14 protein-coding genes are annotated in these 22353 nt (G+C 65.8%); 10 read left to right on the top strand and 4 right to left on the bottom strand.

All coding sequences use genetic code 11. The annotated features are described in order from the left end of the window. Positions 1–33: 33 nt before the first annotated feature. Positions 34–1026, top strand: a complete 993-nt coding sequence (locus TSA66_RS09345) for a serine/threonine protein kinase (protein ID WP_040039801.1) — start codon at positions 34–36, stop codon at positions 1024–1026. Positions 1027–1029: 3 nt separating this feature from the next. On the opposite strand, the gene TSA66_RS09340 is transcribed toward TSA66_RS09345, so the two are convergent. Beyond that, the gene (locus TSA66_RS09340) at positions 1030–1368 is read right to left on the bottom strand and encodes a hypothetical protein (protein WP_040042380.1); all 339 of its coding nucleotides are present in this window, start codon (positions 1366–1368) and stop codon (positions 1030–1032) included. Positions 1369–1419: 51 nt separating this feature from the next. Beyond that, positions 1420–1866 (bottom strand): Lrp/AsnC family transcriptional regulator, encoded by a 447-nt coding sequence (locus tag TSA66_RS09335; RefSeq protein ID WP_040042379.1) that lies wholly within the window; start codon positions 1864–1866, stop codon positions 1420–1422. 129 nt (positions 1867–1995) lie between these two features. Here TSA66_RS09335 and TSA66_RS09330 point away from each other — a divergent pair, with 129 nt between their 5' ends. The 8 genes from TSA66_RS09330 to TSA66_RS09295 all read left to right on the top strand — a co-directional run bounded on the left by TSA66_RS09330 (position 1996) and on the right by TSA66_RS09295 (position 15707). Then, positions 1996–3087 (top strand): saccharopine dehydrogenase family protein, encoded by a 1092-nt coding sequence (locus tag TSA66_RS09330; protein WP_040039800.1) that lies wholly within the window; start codon positions 1996–1998, stop codon positions 3085–3087. Positions 3088–3102: 15 nt separating this feature from the next. Next, entirely contained in the window at positions 3103–4608 is a 1506-nt protein-coding gene (gene amaB / locus TSA66_RS09325) for an L-piperidine-6-carboxylate dehydrogenase (protein ID WP_040039799.1), read from the top strand. A gap of 98 nt (positions 4609–4706) precedes the next feature. Next, entirely contained in the window at positions 4707–5735 is a 1029-nt protein-coding gene (locus tag TSA66_RS09320; protein WP_040039798.1) for an arginine N-succinyltransferase, read from the top strand. 8 nt (positions 5736–5743) lie between these two features. Continuing rightward, positions 5744–6781 carry an arginine N-succinyltransferase gene (gene astA / locus TSA66_RS09315; RefSeq protein ID WP_040039797.1) on the top strand — a complete coding sequence of 346 codons (1038 nt, stop codon included), beginning with the start codon at positions 5744–5746 and terminating at the stop codon, positions 6779–6781. Further along, on the top strand, positions 6774–8237 hold the full coding sequence (gene astD, locus TSA66_RS09310) for a succinylglutamate-semialdehyde dehydrogenase (protein WP_040039796.1): 1464 nt from the start codon (positions 6774–6776) through the stop codon (positions 8235–8237). The genes astA and astD overlap by 8 nt, the downstream gene beginning before the upstream one ends. Before the next feature lie 13 nt (positions 8238–8250). After that, complete coding sequence (astB, locus tag TSA66_RS09305; protein ID WP_040042378.1) at positions 8251–9597, top strand: N-succinylarginine dihydrolase; 1347 nt, start codon at positions 8251–8253, stop codon at positions 9595–9597. A gap of 357 nt (positions 9598–9954) precedes the next feature. Continuing rightward, positions 9955–14706, top strand: a complete 4752-nt coding sequence (locus TSA66_RS09300; RefSeq protein WP_040039795.1) for an NAD-glutamate dehydrogenase domain-containing protein — start codon at positions 9955–9957, stop codon at positions 14704–14706. A 14-nt stretch (positions 14707–14720) separates the two neighbouring features. Beyond that, the gene (locus TSA66_RS09295) at positions 14721–15707 is read left to right on the top strand and encodes a succinylglutamate desuccinylase (protein WP_040039794.1); all 987 of its coding nucleotides are present in this window, start codon (positions 14721–14723) and stop codon (positions 15705–15707) included. Here TSA66_RS09295 and TSA66_RS09290 read toward each other — a convergent pair whose 3' ends face one another. Then, on the bottom strand, positions 15708–17399 hold the full coding sequence (locus TSA66_RS09290) for a putative bifunctional diguanylate cyclase/phosphodiesterase (RefSeq protein ID WP_040039793.1): 1692 nt from the start codon (positions 17397–17399) through the stop codon (positions 15708–15710). It abuts the gene before it with no gap. A 2-nt stretch (positions 17400–17401) separates the two neighbouring features. Then, complete coding sequence (locus TSA66_RS09285; RefSeq protein ID WP_157691641.1) at positions 17402–17842, bottom strand: Hpt domain-containing protein; 441 nt, start codon at positions 17840–17842, stop codon at positions 17402–17404. 396 nt (positions 17843–18238) lie between these two features. Here TSA66_RS09285 and TSA66_RS25480 point away from each other — a divergent pair, with 396 nt between their 5' ends. Continuing rightward, positions 18239–22228: a hypothetical protein gene (locus TSA66_RS25480; RefSeq protein WP_052452198.1), complete on the top strand. Its 3990-nt coding sequence runs from the start codon at positions 18239–18241 to the stop codon at positions 22226–22228. Positions 22229–22353 lie beyond the last annotated feature (125 nt).

Below are 22353 nucleotides of genomic sequence, written 5' to 3'. Positions count from 1 at the left end.
GCGATGACGCAATTGGTATCGGGATTTCAACAAATGAATGCAACTACGGTATCTTCCTTCGCTGCTCTGACGCCTGATGTCGTGCTTGATGCGCTTGATTCCATCGGCCTCCACAGCGACGGCCGCCTGCTCGCCCTAAACAGCTATGAAAACCGCGTCTACCAGGTCGGCATGGAAGACGGGCCGCCGCTGGTGGTGAAGTTCTATCGTCCGCAACGCTGGAGCGATGCGGCAATCCTGGAGGAGCATGCGTTCGTGCAGGAGCTGGCCGAGCATGAGATTCCGGCGGTGCCTGCATTGCCGCTAGCCGGGCGCGGTACGCTGCACCATTTCGAGGGATTCCGTTTTTCCGTGTTTAAGCGCCAGGGCGGGCGGGCGCCGGAGCTGGATGACCGCGCCACGCTGGAACGGCTGGGGCGCTTTATCGGGCGCATCCATGCGGTCGGCGCGTCGCGGCCGTTTGTCGAGCGGCCTGTGCTGGATATCGCCTCCTTCGGCGAGGAACCGCGCGACTATTTGCTGGCGCAGGGTTTTATCCCGGCCGATCTAGGCGATGCCTACCGCAGCGTCACCCGACAGGCGCTCGACGGCGTGCGCCGCTGCTTTGACCGTGCCGGCGACGTGCGCCAATTGCGCCTGCATGGCGACTGCCATATCGGCAACGTGCTGTGGACGGATGCGGGACCGCACTTCGTCGACTTCGACGACAGCCGCATGGGACCGGCGATCCAGGACCTGTGGATGCTGCTGTCGGGCGAGCGCGGCGACATGGCGCGGCAGCTGGCGGACCTGCTGGCCGGGTATGAAGACTTTTTCGAGTTTAATCAGCGCGAGCTGTTCCTGATCGAGGCGCTGCGCACGCTGCGCCTGATGCATTACGCGGCGTGGCTGGCGCGGCGCTGGGACGATCCCGCATTCCCGGCCGCTTTCCCCTGGTTTAATACGCAGCGCTACTGGCAGGACCGCATCCTCGAACTGCGCGAGCAGGTGTCGCTGATGGATGAGCCGCCGTTGTGGCCGGCGTGAGCTTCAGACTTTCTGGGCCGTGGATGCCAGCGTGTCCAGTTCGCGGATGACCTGGTCGGCCGTCGGCGCGCAATTGGCCAGCAGCACCGCGCGCTCGATGGCATCGTCGCGGCTGGTCCTGGGATAGAAGTTGAGCAGGTAGTCACCGCTCTCGACGCCCGGCACGCCGCGCGTTTCGTCCCTGGCCAGCTTGCGGACATACCACACGGCGTAGCCGTTGGACTCTTCGCAGCAGTAGATTTCCACCCAGTGATAGGGCCCGAGCGGATGGTCTTCCGGATCGGTGTGCCAGATGATCTTGCGCCACAGGTGGCTTTTCTTCGTTTCGGGGATGGAATGCACTACGATCTCCTTCGGTTGTGTCGGCGCCAAGCTTAGAGGATTTTTGCCGATTCAAATAGGGCTGCGGTCGATTCGCTTGGTCAGAATGATCGAGGTCGAGGTTTGCCGCACGCCGTCGATGGCGCCGATCTGGTCGAGCAGGCGGTCCAGTTCGGCGGTCGACTGGCAGCGCAGCGTCAGCATGTAGTCGACCGGGCCGCTGACGGCACACAGGGTCTCGACCTGCGGCATTTTCTCCAGCAGCTTCACCAGCGCGGCAGCCTTGCGCGCATCGACGGCCATGCCGACATAGGCGCGCACTGCCGGCTGGTACAGTGCCTGATTGAGCTTCACGCCGTAGCCGGCGATGATGCCGCGCTGTTCCAGATTGTTGATGCGCGCAATCGCGGTGGTGCGCGCAATGTCCACCCGCTTGGCGATGGTGGAGACGGGCATGCGCGCGTCATCCATCAATAAGGCCAGGATCTTGTTGTCGATATCGTCGAGCAGCGGTTTCATGTGTGCGACTTGTATGTGTATTTCGTCATTTTGTATCGGAATCATACATTTTGACAACGCCTTGCTCCCTGTTTTCTGACAGTTGCCAAACTTAAACTGGTAACGAGAACAGGCAGCGGAGGAGGCACCATGAAAACCAGGCTCATCCTGCTCGGCGCAGGAAAGATAGGCGATGCAATCCTGAACCTGCTGTCGCATTGCGGCGACTACCAGCTGACGGTGGCCGACCGCGACGCACGCCGGCTGCAGCATGTGCGGGAGATGAACTTTCCGGGCGTGGTAACGGTCGAGGCCGACATCGCCGACGCGAAGATGGTGCGGGGCCTGGTCGACGGTCACGATGCGGTGCTGTCGGCGTGCCCGTATTTCCTGACTCCGGTGATTGCGACGGCTGCCAGGCAGGCCGGCGCCCACTATTTCGACTTGACCGAGGATGTCGAAAGCACGCGCGTGGTCTGGCGGCTGGCGGAGGATGCGCCGACGGCCTTCGTGCCGCAATGCGGGCTGGCGCCCGGCTTCATTTCGATCGTCGCCAGCGATGTGGCTGGCCGCTTTGACCGCCTGCGCGACGTGCACATGCGGGTCGGCGCGCTGCCGACCTATCCGAGCAATGCGTTGAAGTACAACCTGACCTGGAGCACCGACGGCCTGATCAACGAATACTGCAATCCATGCGAGGCGATCGTCGACGGCCAGCGGCGCGAAGTGTCGCCGCTGGAGGAAGTCGAGCACTTTTCGCTGGACGGCATCGACTACGAGGCCTTCAATACTTCCGGCGGACTGGGCTCGCTGTGCGAAAGCCTGGCCGGGCGCGTGCAGAACCTGAATTACAAGACGGTGCGCTATCCCGGCCATCGGGACATCGTCAAGATGCTGGTGCGCGACCTGCAGCTGGGCATGCCGGAGCGCCGCCACATCCTGAAGGATGTGCTGGAGGCGGCGATCCCGATCACGCGGCAGGACGTGGTGCTGGTGTTCGTAAGTGTCTCCGGCATGCGAGAAGGGCGCCTGGAGCAGGAAACCTATGCCAGGAAAATCTATAGCCAGAACGTGAACGGCCAGTTGCTGTCCGCGATCCAGGTCACGACCGCCGCCGGCATTTGCGCCATGGTAGACATGCTCATGCAGGGCAAGCTGCCGAAGCGGGGCCTGATACGGCAGGAGCAGGCGCGGCTGGATGATTTTCTTGCGAACCGCTTCGGGCGCTTCTATGCTTCTTGAGAAAGGAGCGCAACCATGGAATCCGTGACGCATCTGCTGGCGCAACTAGGGGCCGATCTGTCCTCCTGGCATGGGCGGGATCTGCATTGCACGACACCGATCACCGGCGACACGCTGGCCAGTCTGCATGCCGATACGCCCCACCAGGTGGCAGAAAAGATCGGCCGCGCGCAGCGGGCTTTCGAGCAATGGCGCTGCGTCCCGGCGCCGCGCCGCGGCGAACTGATCCGCCTGTTCGGCGACGAGCTGCGCGCGAGCAAGGAAGCGCTCGGCCGGCTGGTGACGCTGGAATCCGGCAAGATCCTGCAGGAGGGGGGGGGCGAAGTGCAGGAAATGATCGATATCTGCGATTTCGCGGTCGGCTTGTCGCGCCAGCTCTACGGCCTCACGATCGCGTCGGAACGTCCCGGCCACCGCATGATGGAAACCTGGCATCCGCTCGGGGTGGTCGGCGTGATCTCCGCCTTTAACTTTCCGGTCGCGGTCTGGTCATGGAATGCCGCGTTGGCCTTTGTCTGCGGCAACAGCGTGGTATGGAAACCGTCGGAAAAAACGCCGCTGACAGCCATCGCGGTGCAGGCATTGTTTACAAAGGCGATGGCGCGCTTCGGCAGCGACGCGCCGCAGGGCTTGTCGGAACTGATCATTGGCGGGCATGAACGCGGCCAGGAGCTGGTCGACGATGCGAGGGTGGGCCTGATCAGCGCCACCGGCAGCACGCGCATGGGGCGCGCGGTGGCACAGGCTTGCGCGCAGCGGCTGGCACGCACCATTCTTGAACTCGGCGGCAATAACGCCATGATCGTCGCACCCAGCGCCGACCTGGAGCTGGCCGCGCGCGCGATTGTCTTTTCTGCGGTGGGAACGGCGGGGCAGCGCTGCACGTCCTTGCGCCGGCTGTTCGTGCATGAAGGCGTCTACGACACGCTGCTGGCTCGCCTGCGGAAAGTGTATGCCGCGCTGCCTGTCGGCGATCCGCTGAAATCGGGGACGCTGGTCGGGCCGCTGATCGATGGCGCCGCGTTCGACGCCATGCAGAATGCCCTTGCCAGGGCACGCGCACAGCAGGGGCAGGTCTGCGGCGGCGAGCGCCTCGACGTGCCCGGATGCCCCAGCGGCTTCTACGCGCGTCCGGCGCTGGCGGAGATGCCGGACCAGACCGAGGTGATGCATCATGAAACCTTCGCGCCGATCCTGTACGTAGTGCGCTATCAAAAGCTGGAGCAGGCAATCGCCTGGAACAACGCGGTGCCGCAGGGCTTGTCGTCGTCCATCTTCACGACCGACATGCGCGAAGCGGAACTGTTCATGTCCACGCTCGGCAGCGACTGCGGCATTGCCAATGTCAACATCGGTCCGAGCGGCGCCGAGATCGGCGGCGCGTTCGGTGGCGAAAAGGAGAGCGGCGGCGGGCGCGAGTCCGGTTCCGACGCCTGGAAGGCGTATATGCGGCGCGCCACCAATACCGTCAATTACAGTCATGCCTTGCCGCTGGCGCAGGGCGTCAGCTTCGACTTTTGAGGGCGCGGCGCGCGGCGGATGCGGATCTGGCTGCCGCGCAGTAAAGTACGAATTGCCTCCTCCCGGCAGGAGGTACGAACAATTCAGATGGAGGCGCCATGTTCGTCGTGCGGCCCGCGGAAACATCGGATATTCCGGCGCTTGAGGCGTTGGCCGGGATCGCCATGCACGGCGTGCACACTCTGCCCAGGACGCGCAAGGCGATCGAGCGCGCGGTCGTGCGCTCCATCGCATCGTTCGCTTCGTGCCCGGAAATGCCGGGAGATGAGTCCTATTTTTTCGTGCTTGAGTCGCACGCGGGCAAGCCGCTTGCCGGCGCCGCGGCGATATCGGCCACGGCTGGCGCACACGGCGCCTTCTTCGCGTTTCGCAATGACGTGCTGCAGCAGGTTTCGCGCGACCTCGATATCAGTCACAACGTGCATACACTCACGCTGTGCTCGGACTTGTCCGGCTATTCGCAGCTGTCGGGCTTTTTCCTGTGCGAACGCAACCGTGCGTGGCCACAGGCCAGCCTGCTGTCGCGCGCGCGGCTGCTGTTCGCGGCGGTCGCGCCGCACCGGTTCGGCGACAAATTCTTCGCGGCGATGCCCGGCATCACCGACGCCGGCCTGCGCTCGCCGTTCTGGGAAGCGCTGGGCCGCAAATTCTTCCAGATGGATTTCCTGGAAGCGGAGCGCATGATCGAAGGGGCGCGCAACCGCACGCTGATCGTCGAACTGATGCCGCATTACCCGGTCTACGTGCCGCTGTTGCCGGCCGAGGCGCAGGCGGCGATGGGGCGGGTGCACGCGGAGGGCGAGCTGCCGTTCCGCATCCTGTCGGGCGAAGGTTTCGTGCCGGACGAGTACATCGACATCTTCGACGGCGGGCCGGTCCTGCGTGCGCGCCGGAATGCGCTGCGCTCGTTCTCGGCATCGATGCGGTGCCAGGTTGCGGACGCGGGCGGCGCCGGCGAAGCGCCGCCCAGCGCCTATCTGGTCGCCGCCATGCGCGAAGAGAAGTTCCGGGCGACGGTGATCGAATGTTCCAGCCCGGAGTGGTCCGGGCAGGTGTCCTTGCCGGCAGACGCCAGGCGCGCGCTGGACGTGGCCGACGGCGACGCCGTGTTGTGTGTGGAATTGTGAGGCAGGCGATGCTCGTGGTGCGCGCGATTGTGGAACAGGATATCGACGGCTTGCTGAGCCTGGCGGCGCAGGTCGGCTCAGGCATGACGACGCTCAAGCCGGACCGCGACAGCCTGGCCCAGCGCGTGGAAACGGCGTGCGCCTCGTTTGCCGAGCGCATCCCCATACAGCAGCGCGACTATGTGTTCGTGATGGACGATACGGCCAACAACAGGCTGGCCGGCGTCTGCGCGATCAAGGCGGCGGTCGGGCTGGACGAGCCGTTCTATAACTACCGCATCGGCACCCTGGTCCACTCCAGCAAGGAACTGAAAGTGTTCACCCGCATGGACACGCTCTACTTGTCGAACGACCTGACCGGCTGCGCCGAATTGTGCTCGCTGTTCCTGCATCCGGATTACCGCAGCGGCAGCAACGGCAAGCTGCTGTCCAAGAGCCGCTTCATGTTCATCGCGCAGTTTGCACACCTGTTCCCGGAAAAGCTGATCGCGGAGATGCGCGGCTTCCAGCGCGCCGACGGCACCTCGCCGTTCTGGGAGTGCCTGGGGCGCCATTTCTTCAGGATGGACTTCAGCCGCGCCGACGACCTCACCAGCCTCGGCAAGAAATCCTTCATCGCCGAGCTGATGCCGCGTCATCCGCTGTACGTCGCCTACCTGCCGCAGGAAGCGCAGGACGTGATCGGCATGGTGCATGTCGATACTGCACCGGCGCGCCGGCTGCTGGAACAGGAAGGCATGCATTACGAAGGCTACGTCGATATCTTCGACGCCGGCCCGGTGCTGCAGGCGCGCGTGTCCGAGCTGCGCGCCCTGCGCGACAGCGAACTGGCCATCGTGCAAAGCGGCGAGCCGTCGTCCGAGGCCGGGCCGCCGGCGCTGGTGGCCAATACGGCGCTGGGAGGCTTCCGCGTGATTGCCGCGCCGCTCGCCGCCGCCGATGGCCGCATGACGCTGTCATCCGATCAGCAGGCGGTGCTGGCTTGCCGTCCCGGCGACGCGGTTCGCATCATGTCACTCACTCCGAAAAAGAATCCCCATGCCTAATCATTACATCAACGGAAGCTGGATCGCGGGCGAAGGCGCGCCGCTGACGGCCTGCGATCCGGCCAGCGGCCGCCAAATCTGGTCGGGTTGCGCGGCGACGCAGCGGGAAGTCGCTGCCGCGTGCGATGCAGCGCGCGATGCCTTCGGTGCCTGGGCGCGGACGGCGCCCGACCGGCGCATCGCCATCTGCGGGCGTTTTCGCGACCTGCTCAAGCACCACGGCGAGGAGCTGGCCCGCCTGATCTCGCTTGAAGTCGGCAAGCCGCTGTGGGAAGCGCGTACCGAAATCGCGTCGATGGCGAACAAGGTCGATATCTCGGTGCAGGCGTATCACGCGCGTACCGGCGAATCGCTGTCCCGTGTGGCCGACGGCAATGCGGTACTGCGGCATCGCCCGCACGGCGTGATGGGCGTGTTCGGCCCCTACAATTTTCCCGGCCATCTGCCGAACGGGCATATCGTGCCGGCGCTCATCGCCGGCAACACCATCGTGTTCAAGCCAAGCGAATACGCGCCGCAAACGGCGATCCGCACTGTCGAACTGTGGATCGAGGCCGGCCTGCCTCCGGGCGTGCTGAACCTCGTGAACGGCGCGCGCGACACCGGCGCCGCGCTGGCGCAGAACGGGGCGCTGGACGGCATCTTGTTTACCGGCAGCTATCGCACCGGCGCCTTGCTGCATCGGCAATTCGCCGGCCAGCCGAGCAAGATGCTGGCGCTGGAAATGGGCGGCAACAATCCGCTGCTGGCCTGGCATACCGGCAATCTCGACGCGGCAGTCCACCACATCATCTTTTCCGCCTTCGTCAGCGCCGGCCAGCGCTGCACCTGCGCGCGGCGGCTGATCGTCGAAGATTCCGCGCAAGGCCAGGCCTTGATCGCCCGCCTGCTGGAAGTGGCGGCCGCCATCCGCATCGGCCGCTTCGACGAGGATCCGGCGCCGTTCATAGGGCCGGTCGTGTCGGCGCGGGCCGCGGCGGAATTGCTGCAGGTGCAGGATGACCTGATCGCGCGCGGCGGCAGGCCGCTGCTGGCGATGCGCCATCTGGCACAGGGCACGGGCTTCGTATCGCCGGGCATCGTCGATGTCAGCGAGGCGCGCGATATCCCGGACGAGGAATGGTTCGGCCCGCTGCTGCAGGTGATACGCGCACCCGATTTCGCATCGGCCATGCGCGCTGCGAACGCAACTGAATACGGGCTTGCCGCCGGCCTGCTGAGCGATGACGAGCGGCTATGGCAGCAGTTCCTGGTCCAGGCGCGCGCCGGCATCGTCAACTGGAACCGGCCAACCACGGGCGCCGCCAGCACGGCGCCGTTCGGCGGGATCGGCAAGTCGGGCAACCACCGGCCGAGCGCCTATTACGCGGCCGATTATTGCGCGTATCCGGTGGCCTCGATCGAGAGCGGCGCGCTGGAGATGCCGCAGCAGCTTTCGCCGGGTTTGAGTTTTTAGCATGAAGCCAATCATGACAACTGCACGCGAGTTCAACTTCGACGGCCTGGTCGGGCCGTCGCACAACTATGCCGGCCTGTCCTTCGGCAACGTGGCGTCGTTCAATAACGTCAAGAGCGTGTCCAACCCGAAGCAAGCCGCGCTGCAGGGGCTGGAAAAGATGCGCGTGCTGGCCTCACGCAGCTTCGCGCAGGCGCTGCTGCCGCCGCATCACCGGCCAAACTTCAGGCTGCTGCGCAACATCGGGTTCGGCGGCAGCGATGCCGAGGTCATCGCGCGCGCCCACAAGGAAGCGCCGGCGATCCTGGCCTGCGCGTACTCGGCGTCGCCGATGTGGACGGCCAATGCCTGCACAGTCAGCCCCTGTGCCGATACCGCCGACGCACGCACGCATTTCACGGTGGCCAATCTCAATAACAAGCTGCACCGCTCGTACGAGCACGTCCAGACCGGGCGCACCCTGCGCGCCGTGTTTGGGGACGAGGCGCATTTCGTGGTGCACGAGGCGCTGCCGTCGACCCCGGCGTTCGGCGACGAAGGCGCGGCCAACCATACCCGGCTGTGCGCAAACCACGGCGCGCCGGGCGTCGAGATGTTCGTCTACGGCCGCGTCGAATTCGATCCTAACGCGCCTGCGCCGAGGCGCTTTCCGGCGCGCCAGACGCTCGAAGCCAGCCAAGCCGTGGCGCGCCTGCATGGGCTGGACGGGCGGCGCACGGTGTATGCGCAGCAGGCACCGGAGACGATCGACTGCGGCGTGTTCCACAACGACGTGATCGCGGTCGGCAGCGGCAACGTGCTGTTCTACCACCAGAACGCTTTTCTCGACGAGAAGAGCGTTCTGGACCAGCTGCGCCAGGCGCTGGCGGCGACGGGGACGTCGCTGCAACCGGTACGCGTCGACGCCGCCGAGGTATCGCTGGCGGACGCGGTGTCGAGCTATCTGTTCAACAGCCAGCTGCTGTCCAGGCCGGACGGGAAGATGGCGCTGGTGGTGCCGCAGGAATGCCGCGAAAACCAGGCCGTCGCGCGCTACCTGCAAGGATTGGTCGCCAGCGGCGGTCCGATCGACGAGCTGATCAGCTTCGACTTGCGCCAGAGCATGCGCAACGGCGGCGGTCCGGCCTGCCTGCGCCTGCGCGTGGTGCTGACCGAGGCGGAAGCGGTCGCCATGCATCAGGGTGTCATCATGACTGACGCCTTGCATGCGCGATTGGTGGCATGGGTCGAAAAGCACTATCGCGACCGCCTGGCGCCGGACGACTTGGCCGATCCAGCCTTGGCAGACGAGATCCATGCGACCCTGGACGAACTGACAACAATCCTGGGATTGCCAGGGCTGTACGAATTCCAGCGCTGACCCGGCCGTTGTCCCTCGTTTACTGCCCCGTTTGCACGGGGCTTTTTTCGTTCTTTTTTGCTCCGCTCAAGCGTAGAGATTGCGCTGGAGAAGGAATGCAATATATTGATAGTTAAGAGGAAATGACTGCGGCTGGGCCGTCCGCATTGCTTGTTGAGCTGCAAATTGGCCTGCGAATAAGTTCGGAGCTTTGCATAAATAAAAAAATATTCATCGGTGAAAGCCGCCTTAAGATGAATCGGTCGAATGACGCCGCCCGAGCAACAAGGAAAGGCCTGCCAATGCGTGTTGACGGTTTTCCCTTTTTGTTCGGTCGGCCGAATCGGCGCAGACGAATACCATTTCAATGGAGAACCTATGAAACAACAAGACCTACGTTCCCAGGCGCTGCAACTTGCGTTGGCTGAAGCCGGTCAGTCGGCCACAGGCGACCGGGCCCAGGTCGAGGCGCTGATCGCCACCTGGCTCGATTCGATCGAAGATGAAGACCTGGCGGGCATCGCGCCACAAAGCCTGGCCTCGCCGCTGTGGGAGGGCTTTTCCCGGCTGGCGAAATGGACGCCGCAGGAAGGCTGCCGCATCGAGCAGCTGCCGTATGCGGACGGCCGTGGCGGGCAGGGCACCGCGCTGCTGATCCTCAACGAAGACATGCCGTTCCTGGTCGATTCGATGGTGCTGGCGCTGCGCAAGCTGCGCGTGCCGTCGCGCGCCGTGCTCAACGCTGTGCTGTCGGTGCAGCGCGCCGCCGACGGCAGCGTCGCCGGGGTGGCTAGAGTGGGTAATGGCGGCGCGCCGGCCGAATCCTGGGTGCTGTGCCTGCTGGCGGAGCAGCCGGGCCAGGCGGACCTGGATACCTTGCTCGCCAACATACGCATGGCCGCCAATGATGCCGCGACCGTGCGCCACGACGCGGCCGCCTTGCGCGCCAAGCTGTCCGAGGTCGCGGCCGGCGCCGTTGCCCAGGCAGGCGGGGTTGACGATCAGGAGGTGGCTGCTTTCCTGGAGTGGGCGAAGAACGGCGGCTTCGAGCTGTTCGGCTATGCGCGCTATCAGGTGCAGGCTGGCCAGCGCGAACTGGTCCGCACGCCCGGCAGCGCGCTCGGCGTGCTGGAAGACAGGAATCACCCGGTATACGGCGACTGCCTGGCTGGCATTCCGGGCGACTTCGACACGCTGGCCGCGCGCAAGGATACGTTGTCGGTGGTGAAGGCAGACGTGCAGTCGACGCTGCACCGCGACCAGCAGCTCGACTTCATCGGCGTGCGCGACACCGGCAGCCAGGGCGAGGTCCTCGGCGAGCACTGCTTCGTCGGCCTGTTCTCGCGCACTGCCACTTTCAGCACCTTCCCGCAACTGCCGTTCGCACGCGGCCGCATCAAGCAGGTGCTGTCGCTGGCAGGCGTGCGCTCGGAAGGTTTCCGCGCCGAGAAGTTCCTGGAAATCCTGGAATCCCTGCCGCGCACCGAACTGCTGGAAGCCGAGCCGGCATGGCTGGCCGAGGTATGCGGTGCGGTGGTGGCCTTGTACAAGCAGCCGCGCGCGAAGGTGTTTGCGCGGCGCGACGTGTACGGACGCCATCTGAACGTGCTGATCTACATGCCGCGCGAGCGCTACAGCGGCAGCCTGGCTGATCACCTGGCGCAGACCCTGCGCACCATCTCCGGCGCGAGCGACGTACGTGCCCAGACGCTGCTGTCGGACGGGCCGCTGGCGCGCCTGTACCTGATCGCGACCGGCGCCGACATGGCGCTGGAACTGGACGCCGGCATCCAGCAGCCGATGCAGGTGGCGCTGGAGGGCTGGCACAGCAGTTTCGAGAGCCTGGTCGATGGCACCGAGGACGCGGCGCTGCGTCAGGCGCTGCGTAAGATGGAACTGATCCTTCCGACCGACTACATCGCATCCGCGACGGCGCAGGTGGCTTACCGCGACTTGTGCACACTCCTGTCCAATCCGCAGCCGTCGCGCGTGAAAGTGCGCATCGAAGTCAGCGCAGCCGAAGCCGTCAGCATCCGCCTGCATTCGGTCAATACGGTGCCGGCGCTGTCGACCATCCTACCGGCGCTGCAGAACGCCGGCGTGGCCATCGGGCGCGAACGCACCCACGCGATCCCGGCCGCCGACGGCTCCCGCTATTTCGTCACCAGCCTGTCGGTCGACGCGCAAAGCGCCATGAAACTGGCGCAGCCGCAGGTGGCGCAGGTGGCGCAGGAACTGTTCGAGGCGCTCTTCAACGACGAAGCCGAGGATGGCCGCATGAATGCGCTGGTGATCGACGCCGGCCTGCGCATGCGCGAGGTGCAGCTGATTCGCGCCTACGCCAGCTACTGGCGCCAGGCCGGCTGCAAGTTCAGCCTGCGCTATATCGCCGAGCGCCTGAAGACCCAGCCGGCGCTGGTGCGCACGCTGGTGGAAAGCTTCACCGCGCGCTTCGATCCGACGCTCTCCGCCGAACAGCGCGCCTTCGGCACGGCGACGCTGTCGTCGTTCAGGCAGCGCCTGTCGGAGGTGAATCATGCGGACACCGAAAACATCCTTGCCAGCATCGCCTCGCTGATGCTGGCGACCCTGCGCACGTCTTACTTCCAGAGCACGCAGGCTGGTGACACCATCATCTTCAAGTTCGACAGCAGCCAGCTTGCGCTGCTGCCGCAGCCGCGTCCGTACCGCGAAATCTTCGTGTTCGCGCGCCGCTTCGAGGGCGTGCACCTGCGCGGCGGCCCGGTGGCGCGCGGCGGCCTGCGCTGGTCCGACCGCATGGAGGATTACCGCACCGAGGTGCTGGGCCTGGTGAAGGCGCAGATGGTCAAGAATGCGGTGATCGTGCCAGTCGGCGCCAAGGGCGGCTTCGTGTGCAAGATGATGCCCAAGGATGCGACGCGCGACGTGATCGCGGTCGAGGGCGAGGCAGTGTACCGCCAGTTCATCGCCGGCCTGCTGGACGTAACCGACAACCGCGTGCGCGGCGAAGTCGTGCGCCCGGTGGAGACGGTCTGCTATGACGACCCCGATCCCTACCTGGTGGTGGCGGCCGACAAGGGCACCGCGACCTTCTCCGACATCGCCAACGGCATCGCGGTCAAGCGCGGCTTCTGGCTGGGCGACGCGTTCGCGTCCGGCGGCTCCAACGGCTATGACCACAAAAAGCTAGGCATCACCGCCAAGGGCGCCTGGGAAGCGGTCAAGCGCCATTTCTACGAACTCGGCCACGACCTGAACACGACGCCGATCACGGCCGTCGGCGTGGGCGACATGTCGGGCGACGTGTTCGGCAACGGCATGCTGCTGTCGAACCAGATGAAGCTGGTGGCGGCCTTCGACCATCGCCACATCTTCGTCGATCCCAACCCCGATCCGGCGCGTTCGCTGGCGGAACGCCAGCGCCTGTTCGCGCTGCCGCGCTCCTCATGGGACGACTACGACAAGAGCCTGATTTCGGCCGGCGGCGGCGTATGGCCGCGCACAGCGCGTGCAATCGAACTGGCGCCGGAGGCGCGCGCCGCGCTGGGCATTGCGGCATCTAGCGTGACGCCGGACGAATTGATGCACGCCATCCTGATGGCACCGGCCGACCTGTTCTATAACGGCGGCATCGGCACCTACATCAAGGCCTCGACCGAGACCAACGAGCAGGTGAAGGACCGCGCCAACGACGCCATCCGCGTCGACGGTGCAGAATTGCGCTGCAAGGTGGTCGCCGAAGGCGGCAACCTCGGCGCGACCCAGGCTGGCCGCATCGAATACGCACTGAAGGGCGGCCACATCTTCACCGACGCGATCGACAACTCGGCCGGCGTGGATTGCTCCGACCACGAGGTTAATGTCAAAATCTGGCTCGACACCGAGGTCAACGCCGGCATCCTGAACCAGGAAGAACGCAACCGCCTGCTGACAGAGATCACGCCGGACATCGTGTCGCTGGTCTTGCGTGACAATACATTGCAAACCCATCTGCTGACGCGCGAAACGCAGGCGCAGGGCGACAGTGCGGTGCAGGACAGCTACGCGGCACTGATTGCGAAGCTGGAGGCGGAAGGCGTGATTTCGCGCAAGCTGGAACAGCTGCCCTCCGCGTCCGAACTGTCCGAACGCAAGGCGAAAGGGCAGGGCCTTACCGCGCCGGAACTCGCGGTCGTGCTGGCCCACGTGAAGAATCGCTACAAGCGCATCCTGGCCGAACTGCCGCTCACCCAGCAGCCGTGGGCAACGACGCTGCTCACGCCGTATTTCCCGCCGGCGCTGGTGGCCAGCCGCAATCCGCTGGAGCATCCACTGGCCAATGCGATCCTCGCCACCGTGCTGGCCAATGAAGCGGTCAACCGTTGCGGCCCGGTGATGGTCGCCGAGATCGCCGCCGCGCGCGGCGTGAAGGAAACTGAGGTGCTGTGCGCATGGGCCCAGGCGTGGGCCGCGCTGAACCTGGCGCCGGTGTTCGCAGCGCTCGACGCGCATGCCTTGCAAGTGCCGCGCGAAGTGTCGATCGATGTCGATCGTCATACCCGCACGCTGCAAAAGGCGGTGATGGAAGGCGTGCTGTCGGTGCCCGAGCAGCAGTTGCGCGAAAGTGGCGCATTGCGGGAATTGACGCAGCTGTTCAGCCGGCCGCAGGCGATGCGCGAACTGGCGCCGGCAACCCTGTCCACGATTGCGGTGCAAGGCCTGCCGGCTGAATTCGCACAGTCTTGCGAGACGGTGGAAGCACTCGAAGGCATTGCAGACTTCCTGTTCGCGGGCCTCGCGGTGCCGCGCCCGGAAGGCATGAGCCTGCCGCAATTCCTGCAGCTGGGCATGACCTTGCGGCGCCAGGCCGGCATCGACGGGCTGGAGCGCGTACTGCTGCATGCACCGGCCAGCGCCGCGCAGGCCCCGCTGCGCGACCACGCCCTGCAGGCATTGCGGCGCGCCCAGCAGCGGCTCTTGATGCGCCTGCTGCAGCAGATACCGGTCGGCAGCAAGCCGTCCGACAGTCCCGCGGCGGTCGTCGAGGCATTGATGCGCAAGCTGAAGGTCGGCGCCATCCAGGCGAGCACTGAGCCCAATCTGGAGCATGCGGTGCTGGATGCGTGGGCCCTGTCGGAGGCTGCGTCGTCGGCAGCCGACCCCGCCTGACGCGGGGGGGGAGGGTGGACGGCCTGTCGCAAGCGGTACGCGCACTGGCACAAGCCAACGTCTCGGGCATTGCCGGCAGTTTCGGCAATGCCGGATGGTCGGTGCGGATGCCGGCGAGTGGCATCCTGCAGCTCACCTCGCCCACGCATTCGCCGCGCCGGCCGCGTCTGCTGCTGTCGGTCGGCATTCATGGCGACGAGACGGCGCCGATCGAATTGCTGGGACACCTGCTGCATGAACTGGCGCAAACGCCGCGTGCGCTTGCGCTGGATCTGATGATTGTGGTCGGCAATCCGGCCGCGATTGAGCAGGAAAAGAGGTTTGTCGACGCCGACCTGAACCGCATGTTTTCGGATCATCGCGACGCAGTGCAGGCGGCGGCCGAAGCCGTGCGCGCCGACGAGATCATGCGCGCTACCGCTTCGTTTTTTGCGGAAGGGGGCACGCAGAAATGGCACTTCGACCTGCATACCGCGATCCGTCCTTCACTTTATCCGGCGTTCGCCGTGCTGCCCGGCGTCCTTGAAGGCGCGCGCAGGCATATCCTGCTCGGCTGGCTGGGCAGCGCCGGCATTGGCGCGGCCATCCTGAACCGAAACCCGGCCGGCACCTACAGCGCCTATACGGCCGGCGCATGCGGCGCGACCAGCGCCACGATCGAGCTGGGGCAGGTCGCAGCGCTCGGGTGCAATGACCTGAGCCGATTCGATGCAGCGCGCGCCGCGCTCGCCGCTTTCCTGCGCGGCGGAGCGCCGCCCGCCAGCGCCGGCATGCCGCACGTGTTCAAGGTGGCGCAGGAACTGGTCAAGCGCAGCGAGTCGTTTCGCCTGGCTTTTGACCGGGACACGCCGAACTTTGCCGCATTCCAGCCGGGTATGGTGGTCGCGCAGGACGGCGCAGCCATCTATCGCGTTGGCGCCGAGACGGAATATGTGGTGTTTCCCAACCCTGATGTACGCATCGGGCTGCGCGCCGGGCTGATGGTGGTGCGCGTGGAGTAATTAGGTGAGCGGCGCCGGCTTGCCGAAGTGGTAGCCCTGTCCGAACGCGACGCCGAAATCGCGCAGCATCACCGCCGTCGCATGGTCTTCCACCCATTCGGCGATCACCGCCAGGCCGAACACGCGCGAAATCTCCACCATCGCGCGCACGAACACCTGGTCGTTCGGACTGTGCGGCAGCTTGGCGATGAAGGAGCCGTCCAGCTTCAGGTAATCGAAGTCGAGCTCCCTGATGTAGTAGAACGAGGAGAATCCGACGCCGAAATCGTCGAGCGCAAAGCGGCAGCCGAGGCTCTTGATATGGCGCACGAACTGGCGCACTTCATCGACATTATGGAAGGCGGCGGTTTCGGTCAGCTCGAAGATGACGCGCGCCGGATCGACCTTCAGCGCGTTCATCTCGGTTTCGATGAATTGCAGCAGGTCAGGGTCGCCGATTGACTGCCCCGACAGGTTGATCGCCACGTTCGCGTTGCCGGGCAGGCGCGTCATGTCCAGCAGCGTCGCTTTCACCACCGCGCGGTCCATCTGGCCGATCAGGCCGAATACTTCGCATACCTTGATCAGCTCGCCGGTATTGCACGGCTTGCCATGCTCGTCGAGGAGCCGCAGCAGCGCTTCATAATGGCTGACCTTGCCGGTGACCAGATCGTTGATCGGCTGGTAATGCATCGCCATGCGCTTCGGGTCGTGCAGCGCGGCGCGCGCCTGCGCCAGCAGGTTGAGCTGGCGCGACAATTCCCGCTTGTGCACCTCGTCGGCTTCGCTGTAGATGTGGACGCGCTTGCGCCCGCGGTCGCGCGCCAGATGGAGCGCAAAGTCGGCACGGTTGAGCAGTTCTTCCGGCTCCATGCCGGTCTGCCCGCAGGCGCCGCCGGCTACCACGGTCAATGAAAACGCGTCGCCGGCCAGCGCCATCTTGGTGCCTTCGATGGTTTCCACCACGCTCGCGGTGCGCACTTCCATCTGCTTTTCATCGATGCCGTTGAAGTGGATGGCGAACAGGTCGCCGCCGAAGCGCGCCAGCAGATCGTCCTGGCGCACCAGCCCGGACAGGATGCGGGCCGACGCCTGCAGCGCCTTGTTCCCCTCGGCGCGACCGTAACTATGATTGATGTGGTTGAGCCCTGAAATTTTGACGAACAGTACCGCACCGCACGGCGCGCCGGGCTGCGTATTCTGCATGCGTTCGGTCAGTACGCGCGTGAATTCGTGCCTATTGATCAGTCCGGTGAGCGCGTCGCGTGGCGTCTCGGCCTGCGGTGCGAGATGGCTTTGCTCGGCCCGGTATTTGGCGATTGCATCGGCCACGGTGAGGCGCAGGGAATCGAAGCGCAGCGGCTTGGTCAGGTAGCCGTAGGCGCCGCTGCGCATGGACGCCAGCGCGCTTTCGGCGTCGTCATGACTGGTCGACATAATGAACAGCGGAGGCCGTGCGTGAGCGCGCGTAGCCTCCAGCAAGGCGAGGCCGCTCATGCCGGGCATGGAAATATCGCACAGCACCAGGTCCACGGCCTGGCCGTTGAGCAGCTGCAGCGCTTCCTCGCCGCTGGTTGCAGTCGCCACCGCAAAGCCCAGCTTTTCCAGCATTGCCTTGCCGGCCAGCCGCTCCACCGGGCCGTCGTCGACAACCAGGGCGGTTTTTGCCGGGCTATCGTTATCGTCGGGTACGCTACCGTCGAACATAGACATAGTTATCCTTGCTGCTTGAATGTCATTCCATTGTCGATCGTGTCCGCCTGGAGCATTGCTTGCAGCTTGCGGCTGATGCGGCCATATTCGGTTTCGATGGCCGCCAGTCTGGTGCCGAAATCGCCCAGCTCGCCCGCCTTGGCGCACAGCTCCAGCTCCTTGCACAGCAAGGCAAGACCGCTGGCGCCGATCGATATGCTGCTGCCGCCGAGTGCGTGGGCAATCTTGGCCACATGCGCGCAGTCGCGGGCCGCGCCGGCATGGCGCAGGGACTCGATGCGCGGCATGCCATCGTTGCGGTAGAGTGTTGCCAGCTCCGCGAAAGCGGCGCCGAACATGCCGCGCACCACGTCCAGTTCCTCCGCGCAGGCGCCGGCATCCGCGCCTAGCGCTGGCGCGGAGTCTTCCCTCATTTCTCCCTGCGCGTCCTGATGTCTCTTCATGTTGTTGTGATTTGGGCGCATTGATTCCTCGGGAACTTGCTGGAAATTATATAAAAAGCAAGTTTCCTATAACAAACACTCGAAGTATAGCGACAGCTGTCACGTTTCTGTATGGAAATACTGCGGTGCAACGCGAATAAAAGTCATTCCATCTCGAAAAACAGCGCCACGGGCATGGCTGGCACATCGAAACGTGACACTTTCGCCACAGTTGCCGTGGCCGGCGCCGGCAGGGCTCTTTACTCTGGGCCTGCGCATAAGTGCAAAGTGATCGGGATTTCTCCTTCTTTTTCAGGGCTGGCTTGACGGAACTCTCCGGATAATCCCGAAGTAAGAAATTCCGGCCAGCGTGTTCACAATGAAAACCACGGAATCGGTATACAGCAGGAGTCGAACATGGAAACGAACCAGGCGATGCGCAAAAAACGCGATCTCGAGGGCAAATCCCCGGAGGGCGAGCAGTCCGACAGCGGCTTGGCCGCACAGTCGGGTGCCGTCGACGCGCGCGTCGACCTGAAATCCATTCGCGAGGCGATTGCGCGCGTCGAGGCAGAAGCCAAGGCCACGGTCGCCGCCGAAAACCGCGCCCATGCGGAAGCGCGCGCCCGCGCACTCGCCGAGGAACGCGCACGCCTGGAAGCGGCCGCTGCCGCCGAAGCCCATCAGAACGCCAAGGCATCGGAAGAGGCGATTGCCGCTCAACGCGCACGCCTCGAAGCAGAGCGCCAGGCGCGCGAAGCCAGCGAAGCGCTCACTGCCGCAGCCAAGCGTGAAACCGCCGAAATGCAAGCCCGCGCCGCTACAGATATTGAGGCCAGACGCCTGGCGGAAGAGCGCGCCCGACTGGAAGAAGAAGCACGCAAGCGTGCCACCGAGCAGATGGCTGCCGACGCTGATTTGGTGGCCCGTGCCACAGCCGCCGTCGAGCAGGTGGCCAAGGACAGCGAACAGGCGCGCCGCCAGGCCGTGGAACGCCTGGCCGTCGCCGAATCGGCCAAGGAAGAGGCTGAGGCGCGCGCCCGCGCCGAAGCGCGCATGCTGGAACTGACGCGCGAAAGGGAGCGGCGCGAAAGGGAAGCGCGCCAGACCGCGGAATTGCTGGCCCAGGCGCGCAGCGAGGCGCTGGAAGTGGCGCGCGAACGTGAGCGCGCCGAAGCACTCGCGCTGCAGGCTGCATTGAACCGCGTGCCGGCCGAAGTGCGCGCCAGGGAAGAAGCGCGCGCCCGCGCGCTGGCTGAGCAGGAAGGCGAATCGGCCGCGCAGGCCCGCATCGAACTGGAGCGCCGGGCCGCCGAGGCGCTCAAGATGCGCCTGGATGCAGAAGCGGAAATGCGCGAAGCCGCCGTGCGCCGTCATCATGCGGAATCCGTCGCAGCGGCAGCCGCCAAGGCGCGCGCCGAGGCCGAAGAGCGCATCCGCGAGGCGACCGAAGCGCGTGTGCGCACCGAACGGGAATTGCAGGAGCTGGCGCTGGCGCGGGTCGAGGCCGAACACCAGGCCGAGACCGAAGCGCGCGCCCGCGCCAATGCGGAAGCCAAGGCAGCGGCCGACGCGCGCCAGCGCGCCGAAGCCGAACAGCAGGCCGCCGCAGCCGCGCGCATGCGCAGCGATGAAGAGCAGCGCGCCGCCCAGCTGGCGGAAAAGCGCGTCGAACTGGAGCGCGTCGCCGCCCTGAAGGCTGCCGAGCAGGCCGCCGCCGAGGAAGAATCGTATGCCAAGGCGGCCGAACAGGCGGAACTGCGGCAGAAGGCGGCGGAAGCAGCCGCGCAAAAGGCGCGCGAAGCAGTCAAGCTGGCGCGCGTGGAGCGCGAACGGGCCGAATTCGAACAGCGGGCCGTGGCGGCGTTGAAGGACAAGGTGCGTGCCGAAGAAGCTGCCGGCACGCAGGCCAAGGCGCGCGTGGCTGCCGAGCAGCGCCACACCGAGATGCTGCGCATGCAGGAGCAGGCCGATGCGACCGCGCGCATCGCCAAGGAAGAAGAGTGTGCAGCCGCCAAGCTGGCGCTCGACAAGGCCATGGAGCGTGCCGACCTGCAGCGCAAGGCAGCCCAGGCGGCATTGGAGAAGGCGCGCGAGGCGGTCGAGCTGGCGCGCGTGGAGCGCGAGCGCGCCCAGGATGAGCAGGCGGCGCTTGACGCATTACGGCAAAAGGCGCAAATCGAGCGCGAGCGCGCCGAGCTGGCGCAGCAGGCGCTGAAGGCGGCGCAGGAAAAACTCGCTGCCGAGCAGGCTGCGCTTGCCGAAGAGCAGGCGCGCTTGCGTGCCGAACAGGATCAGGCAGAAGCATTACGCGCGCGCGAGCAGGCTGATCGCGAATTGCGACTGGCGCGCGAGGCGGAGGCCACGGCGGCCAGACATGCCGCGGACCAGACCAAAACCGCTGTAGAGACGCAGCGCAAGGCGGCCCAGATCGCGCTGAAGAAGGCGCGCGAACTGACCGAGGCCGCGCGCGCCGAGCGCGAGCGGGCTGAGGCCGAGCAGCGTGCGCTGCTGGCCGCCGAGCAGAAGCGCCAGGCGGACGAAGCGGCCCGCGCCGAAGCGGAAGCGCGCGAGCGCGCTGACCAGGAGTTGGCGCAGGCATTGCGCGCGCGCGAAGGGGAAGAGCGACAGGCGCGTCTGGCGATCGAAGCCAGACATGCGGCCGAAAAACAGCTGCTGGAACAGGCCGAGCAGCAGGCGGAATTCGAGCGCCAGGCAGCGGCGGCAGCCGAAGCGGCGGCACGCGAAGCCGTAGAGCTGGCGCGCACCCGGCAGGAACGCGCGCTGGCCGAACAGCAGGCGCTGGAAGCGGCGCAGCAGCTGTGCATTTCGGAGCAGGCAGCGAAAGAATGCGCCGAAGCCCGCGCACGTGCCGAAAGCGAGCATGCGCAAGCCATGCGCGAGCGCGAACAGGCCGAGCGTGCCGCGCGCGAAGCGATCGAAGCGAAATGCGAAGCCGAAAAGCGGATGCTGGCAGACGCATTGCGCGAAGCAGAACAGGAGCGCCTGGCGGCCGATGCAGCCGAGGCCAAGGCGCGTGAGGCGGGCGAGTTGGCGCGCGTGCAGCAGGAGCGGGCCACGGCCGAACAGCAGGTGCTCGAAGCGTTGCAGCAGAAACTGGCTGCCGAAAAGGCGGCGCAAAGCGAGGCTGAAGCACGCGCCCGTGCCGAACTGGAAGCGGCGCAGGCGGCGCAAGCGCGCGAACATATCGAACGTGCCGCGCGTGAAGCTGGCGAAGCGCAATGCAGCGCCGAAAAACAATTGCTGGAGAAGGCTGCCGAGCAGGCCGAGGCGCAGCGCGAGGCAGCCGCGGCTGCACAGGCCAAGGCGCGCGAAGCAATCGAGCTGGCGAAGGTTGAGCGCGAGCGCGCCGATGCTGAGCAGGCCGCGCTGCAGGACCTGCAGGAAAAACTGCGCACGGAACGCGCGCGCGCCGTGGCCGAGCAGAAGGCCGCGGCAGCGGCGCAGGAGCAGCTCGCGTCCGAAAAGGGCGCATGCGCCGAGGCGGAGGAACGGGCGCGAATTGAAGAAGAGCAGGCTGCGATCACGCGGGTGCGTGAGCGCGCCGCCCGCGCCGCCCGACTGGCGGCAGAAGCGTGCGCTGCCGCCGAAAGGCAGATGCTGGAAAAGGCGGAGGAACTGGCCGGTCTGCAGCGCATCGCGGCCGAGGCAGCCGAGGCCAAGGCCTGCAAGGCAATCGAACTTGCGCGCATCGAGCAGGCTCGCGCCAAGGCGGAACAGCAGGCGCTTGCCCTCCTTGAAGACAAGGTGCGTGCGGCGGATGCTGCCCGCACCGAGGCGCAGAAGCGCGCCGAGGCCGAACGCGAAGCGCTTGAGCTGGCCCGGCAGCGGCAGGCGGAGGAAGCCGAAGCCAGGGCGGAGAACGAAAAGCGCGCGAAGGTGGAGCAGCGCGCGCTCAAGGCTGCGCGCCGGCAGAAGGAAGCCGACGCGGCCGCAACGGCGAAGGCCAGGGCGCTGCGCGAAAAATGCAGAAACGAGCAAGCGCAGGCGCAGGAGACGGCGCGCCAGCTCATCGAGCGCATGGCGCACAAATACGAGCAGATCGCCGACTGGCGGGGACGCGCCGAACAAGTGCTGGCGCAGGCCCCGGAATCGATCTCGCGGCCGAAGGTGGTGCGGCGCTCGCTGGCGGCGCTGCTCGGCGGATCGGCATTCGTCGTCGGCGTGGCGGCCACGGTAGTGTGGATCGTGCAGGAGCCGCAAACGGCGCACCGGATGGCGCAGGCTGCCGGTGTCATCACGGTGGCCGGGCAAGCGCCGGCGCCGGCACCATCTCACCTCGCCGCCGCCCCTGTGCCGGAACGGTCGAAGCTGCAGATCAGCTACCAGCTTGCCGACCAGCCGCAAGGCGAGCCGGCCAGGCCGGAACAATTGGCCAAGGAGTAGCGCAATGCCCGAGCGCGGCATTGCGCTGCGTGCAGCCATTGTTGTCCTGTCCACTTCGTTGCATGAACAGGCACAAACGCGGCGCCAAATGGCGAATTTGGCCCAGTAAGTATAGAATGCAGCAG

The sequence above is a fragment of the Noviherbaspirillum autotrophicum genome (assembly GCF_000818395.1).
GTDB lineage: Bacteria > Pseudomonadota > Gammaproteobacteria > Burkholderiales > Burkholderiaceae_D > Noviherbaspirillum > Noviherbaspirillum autotrophicum.
This window is presented reverse-complemented; position numbering and strand designations above follow the sequence as displayed.

Excerpts from the sequence above, each read along its gene's own strand:
- amaB (WP_040039799.1), top strand. The coding sequence starts at position 3,103 with ATGGAATCCGTGACGCATCTGCTGGCGCAACTAGGGGCCGATCTGTCC.
- astD (WP_040039796.1), top strand. The coding sequence starts at position 6,774 with ATGCCTAATCATTACATCAACGGAAGCTGGATCGCGGGCGAAGGCGCG.
- astB (WP_040042378.1), top strand. The coding sequence starts at position 8,251 with ATGACAACTGCACGCGAGTTCAACTTCGACGGCCTGGTCGGGCCGTCG.
- TSA66_RS09335 (WP_040042379.1), bottom strand. The coding sequence starts at position 1,866 with ATGAAACCGCTGCTCGACGATATCGACAACAAGATCCTGGCCTTATTG.
- astA (WP_040039797.1), top strand. The coding sequence starts at position 5,744 with ATGCTCGTGGTGCGCGCGATTGTGGAACAGGATATCGACGGCTTGCTG.
- TSA66_RS09320 (WP_040039798.1), top strand. The coding sequence starts at position 4,707 with ATGTTCGTCGTGCGGCCCGCGGAAACATCGGATATTCCGGCGCTTGAG.
- TSA66_RS09330 (WP_040039800.1), top strand. The coding sequence starts at position 1,996 with ATGAAAACCAGGCTCATCCTGCTCGGCGCAGGAAAGATAGGCGATGCA.
- TSA66_RS25480 (WP_052452198.1), top strand. The coding sequence starts at position 18,239 with ATGGAAACGAACCAGGCGATGCGCAAAAAACGCGATCTCGAGGGCAAA.
- TSA66_RS09290 (WP_040039793.1), bottom strand. The coding sequence starts at position 17,399 with ATGTCTATGTTCGACGGTAGCGTACCCGACGATAACGATAGCCCGGCA.
- TSA66_RS09285 (WP_157691641.1), bottom strand. The coding sequence starts at position 17,842 with ATGAAGAGACATCAGGACGCGCAGGGAGAAATGAGGGAAGACTCCGCG.
- TSA66_RS09300 (WP_040039795.1), top strand. The coding sequence starts at position 9,955 with ATGAAACAACAAGACCTACGTTCCCAGGCGCTGCAACTTGCGTTGGCT.
- TSA66_RS09345 (WP_040039801.1), top strand. The coding sequence starts at position 34 with ATGAATGCAACTACGGTATCTTCCTTCGCTGCTCTGACGCCTGATGTC.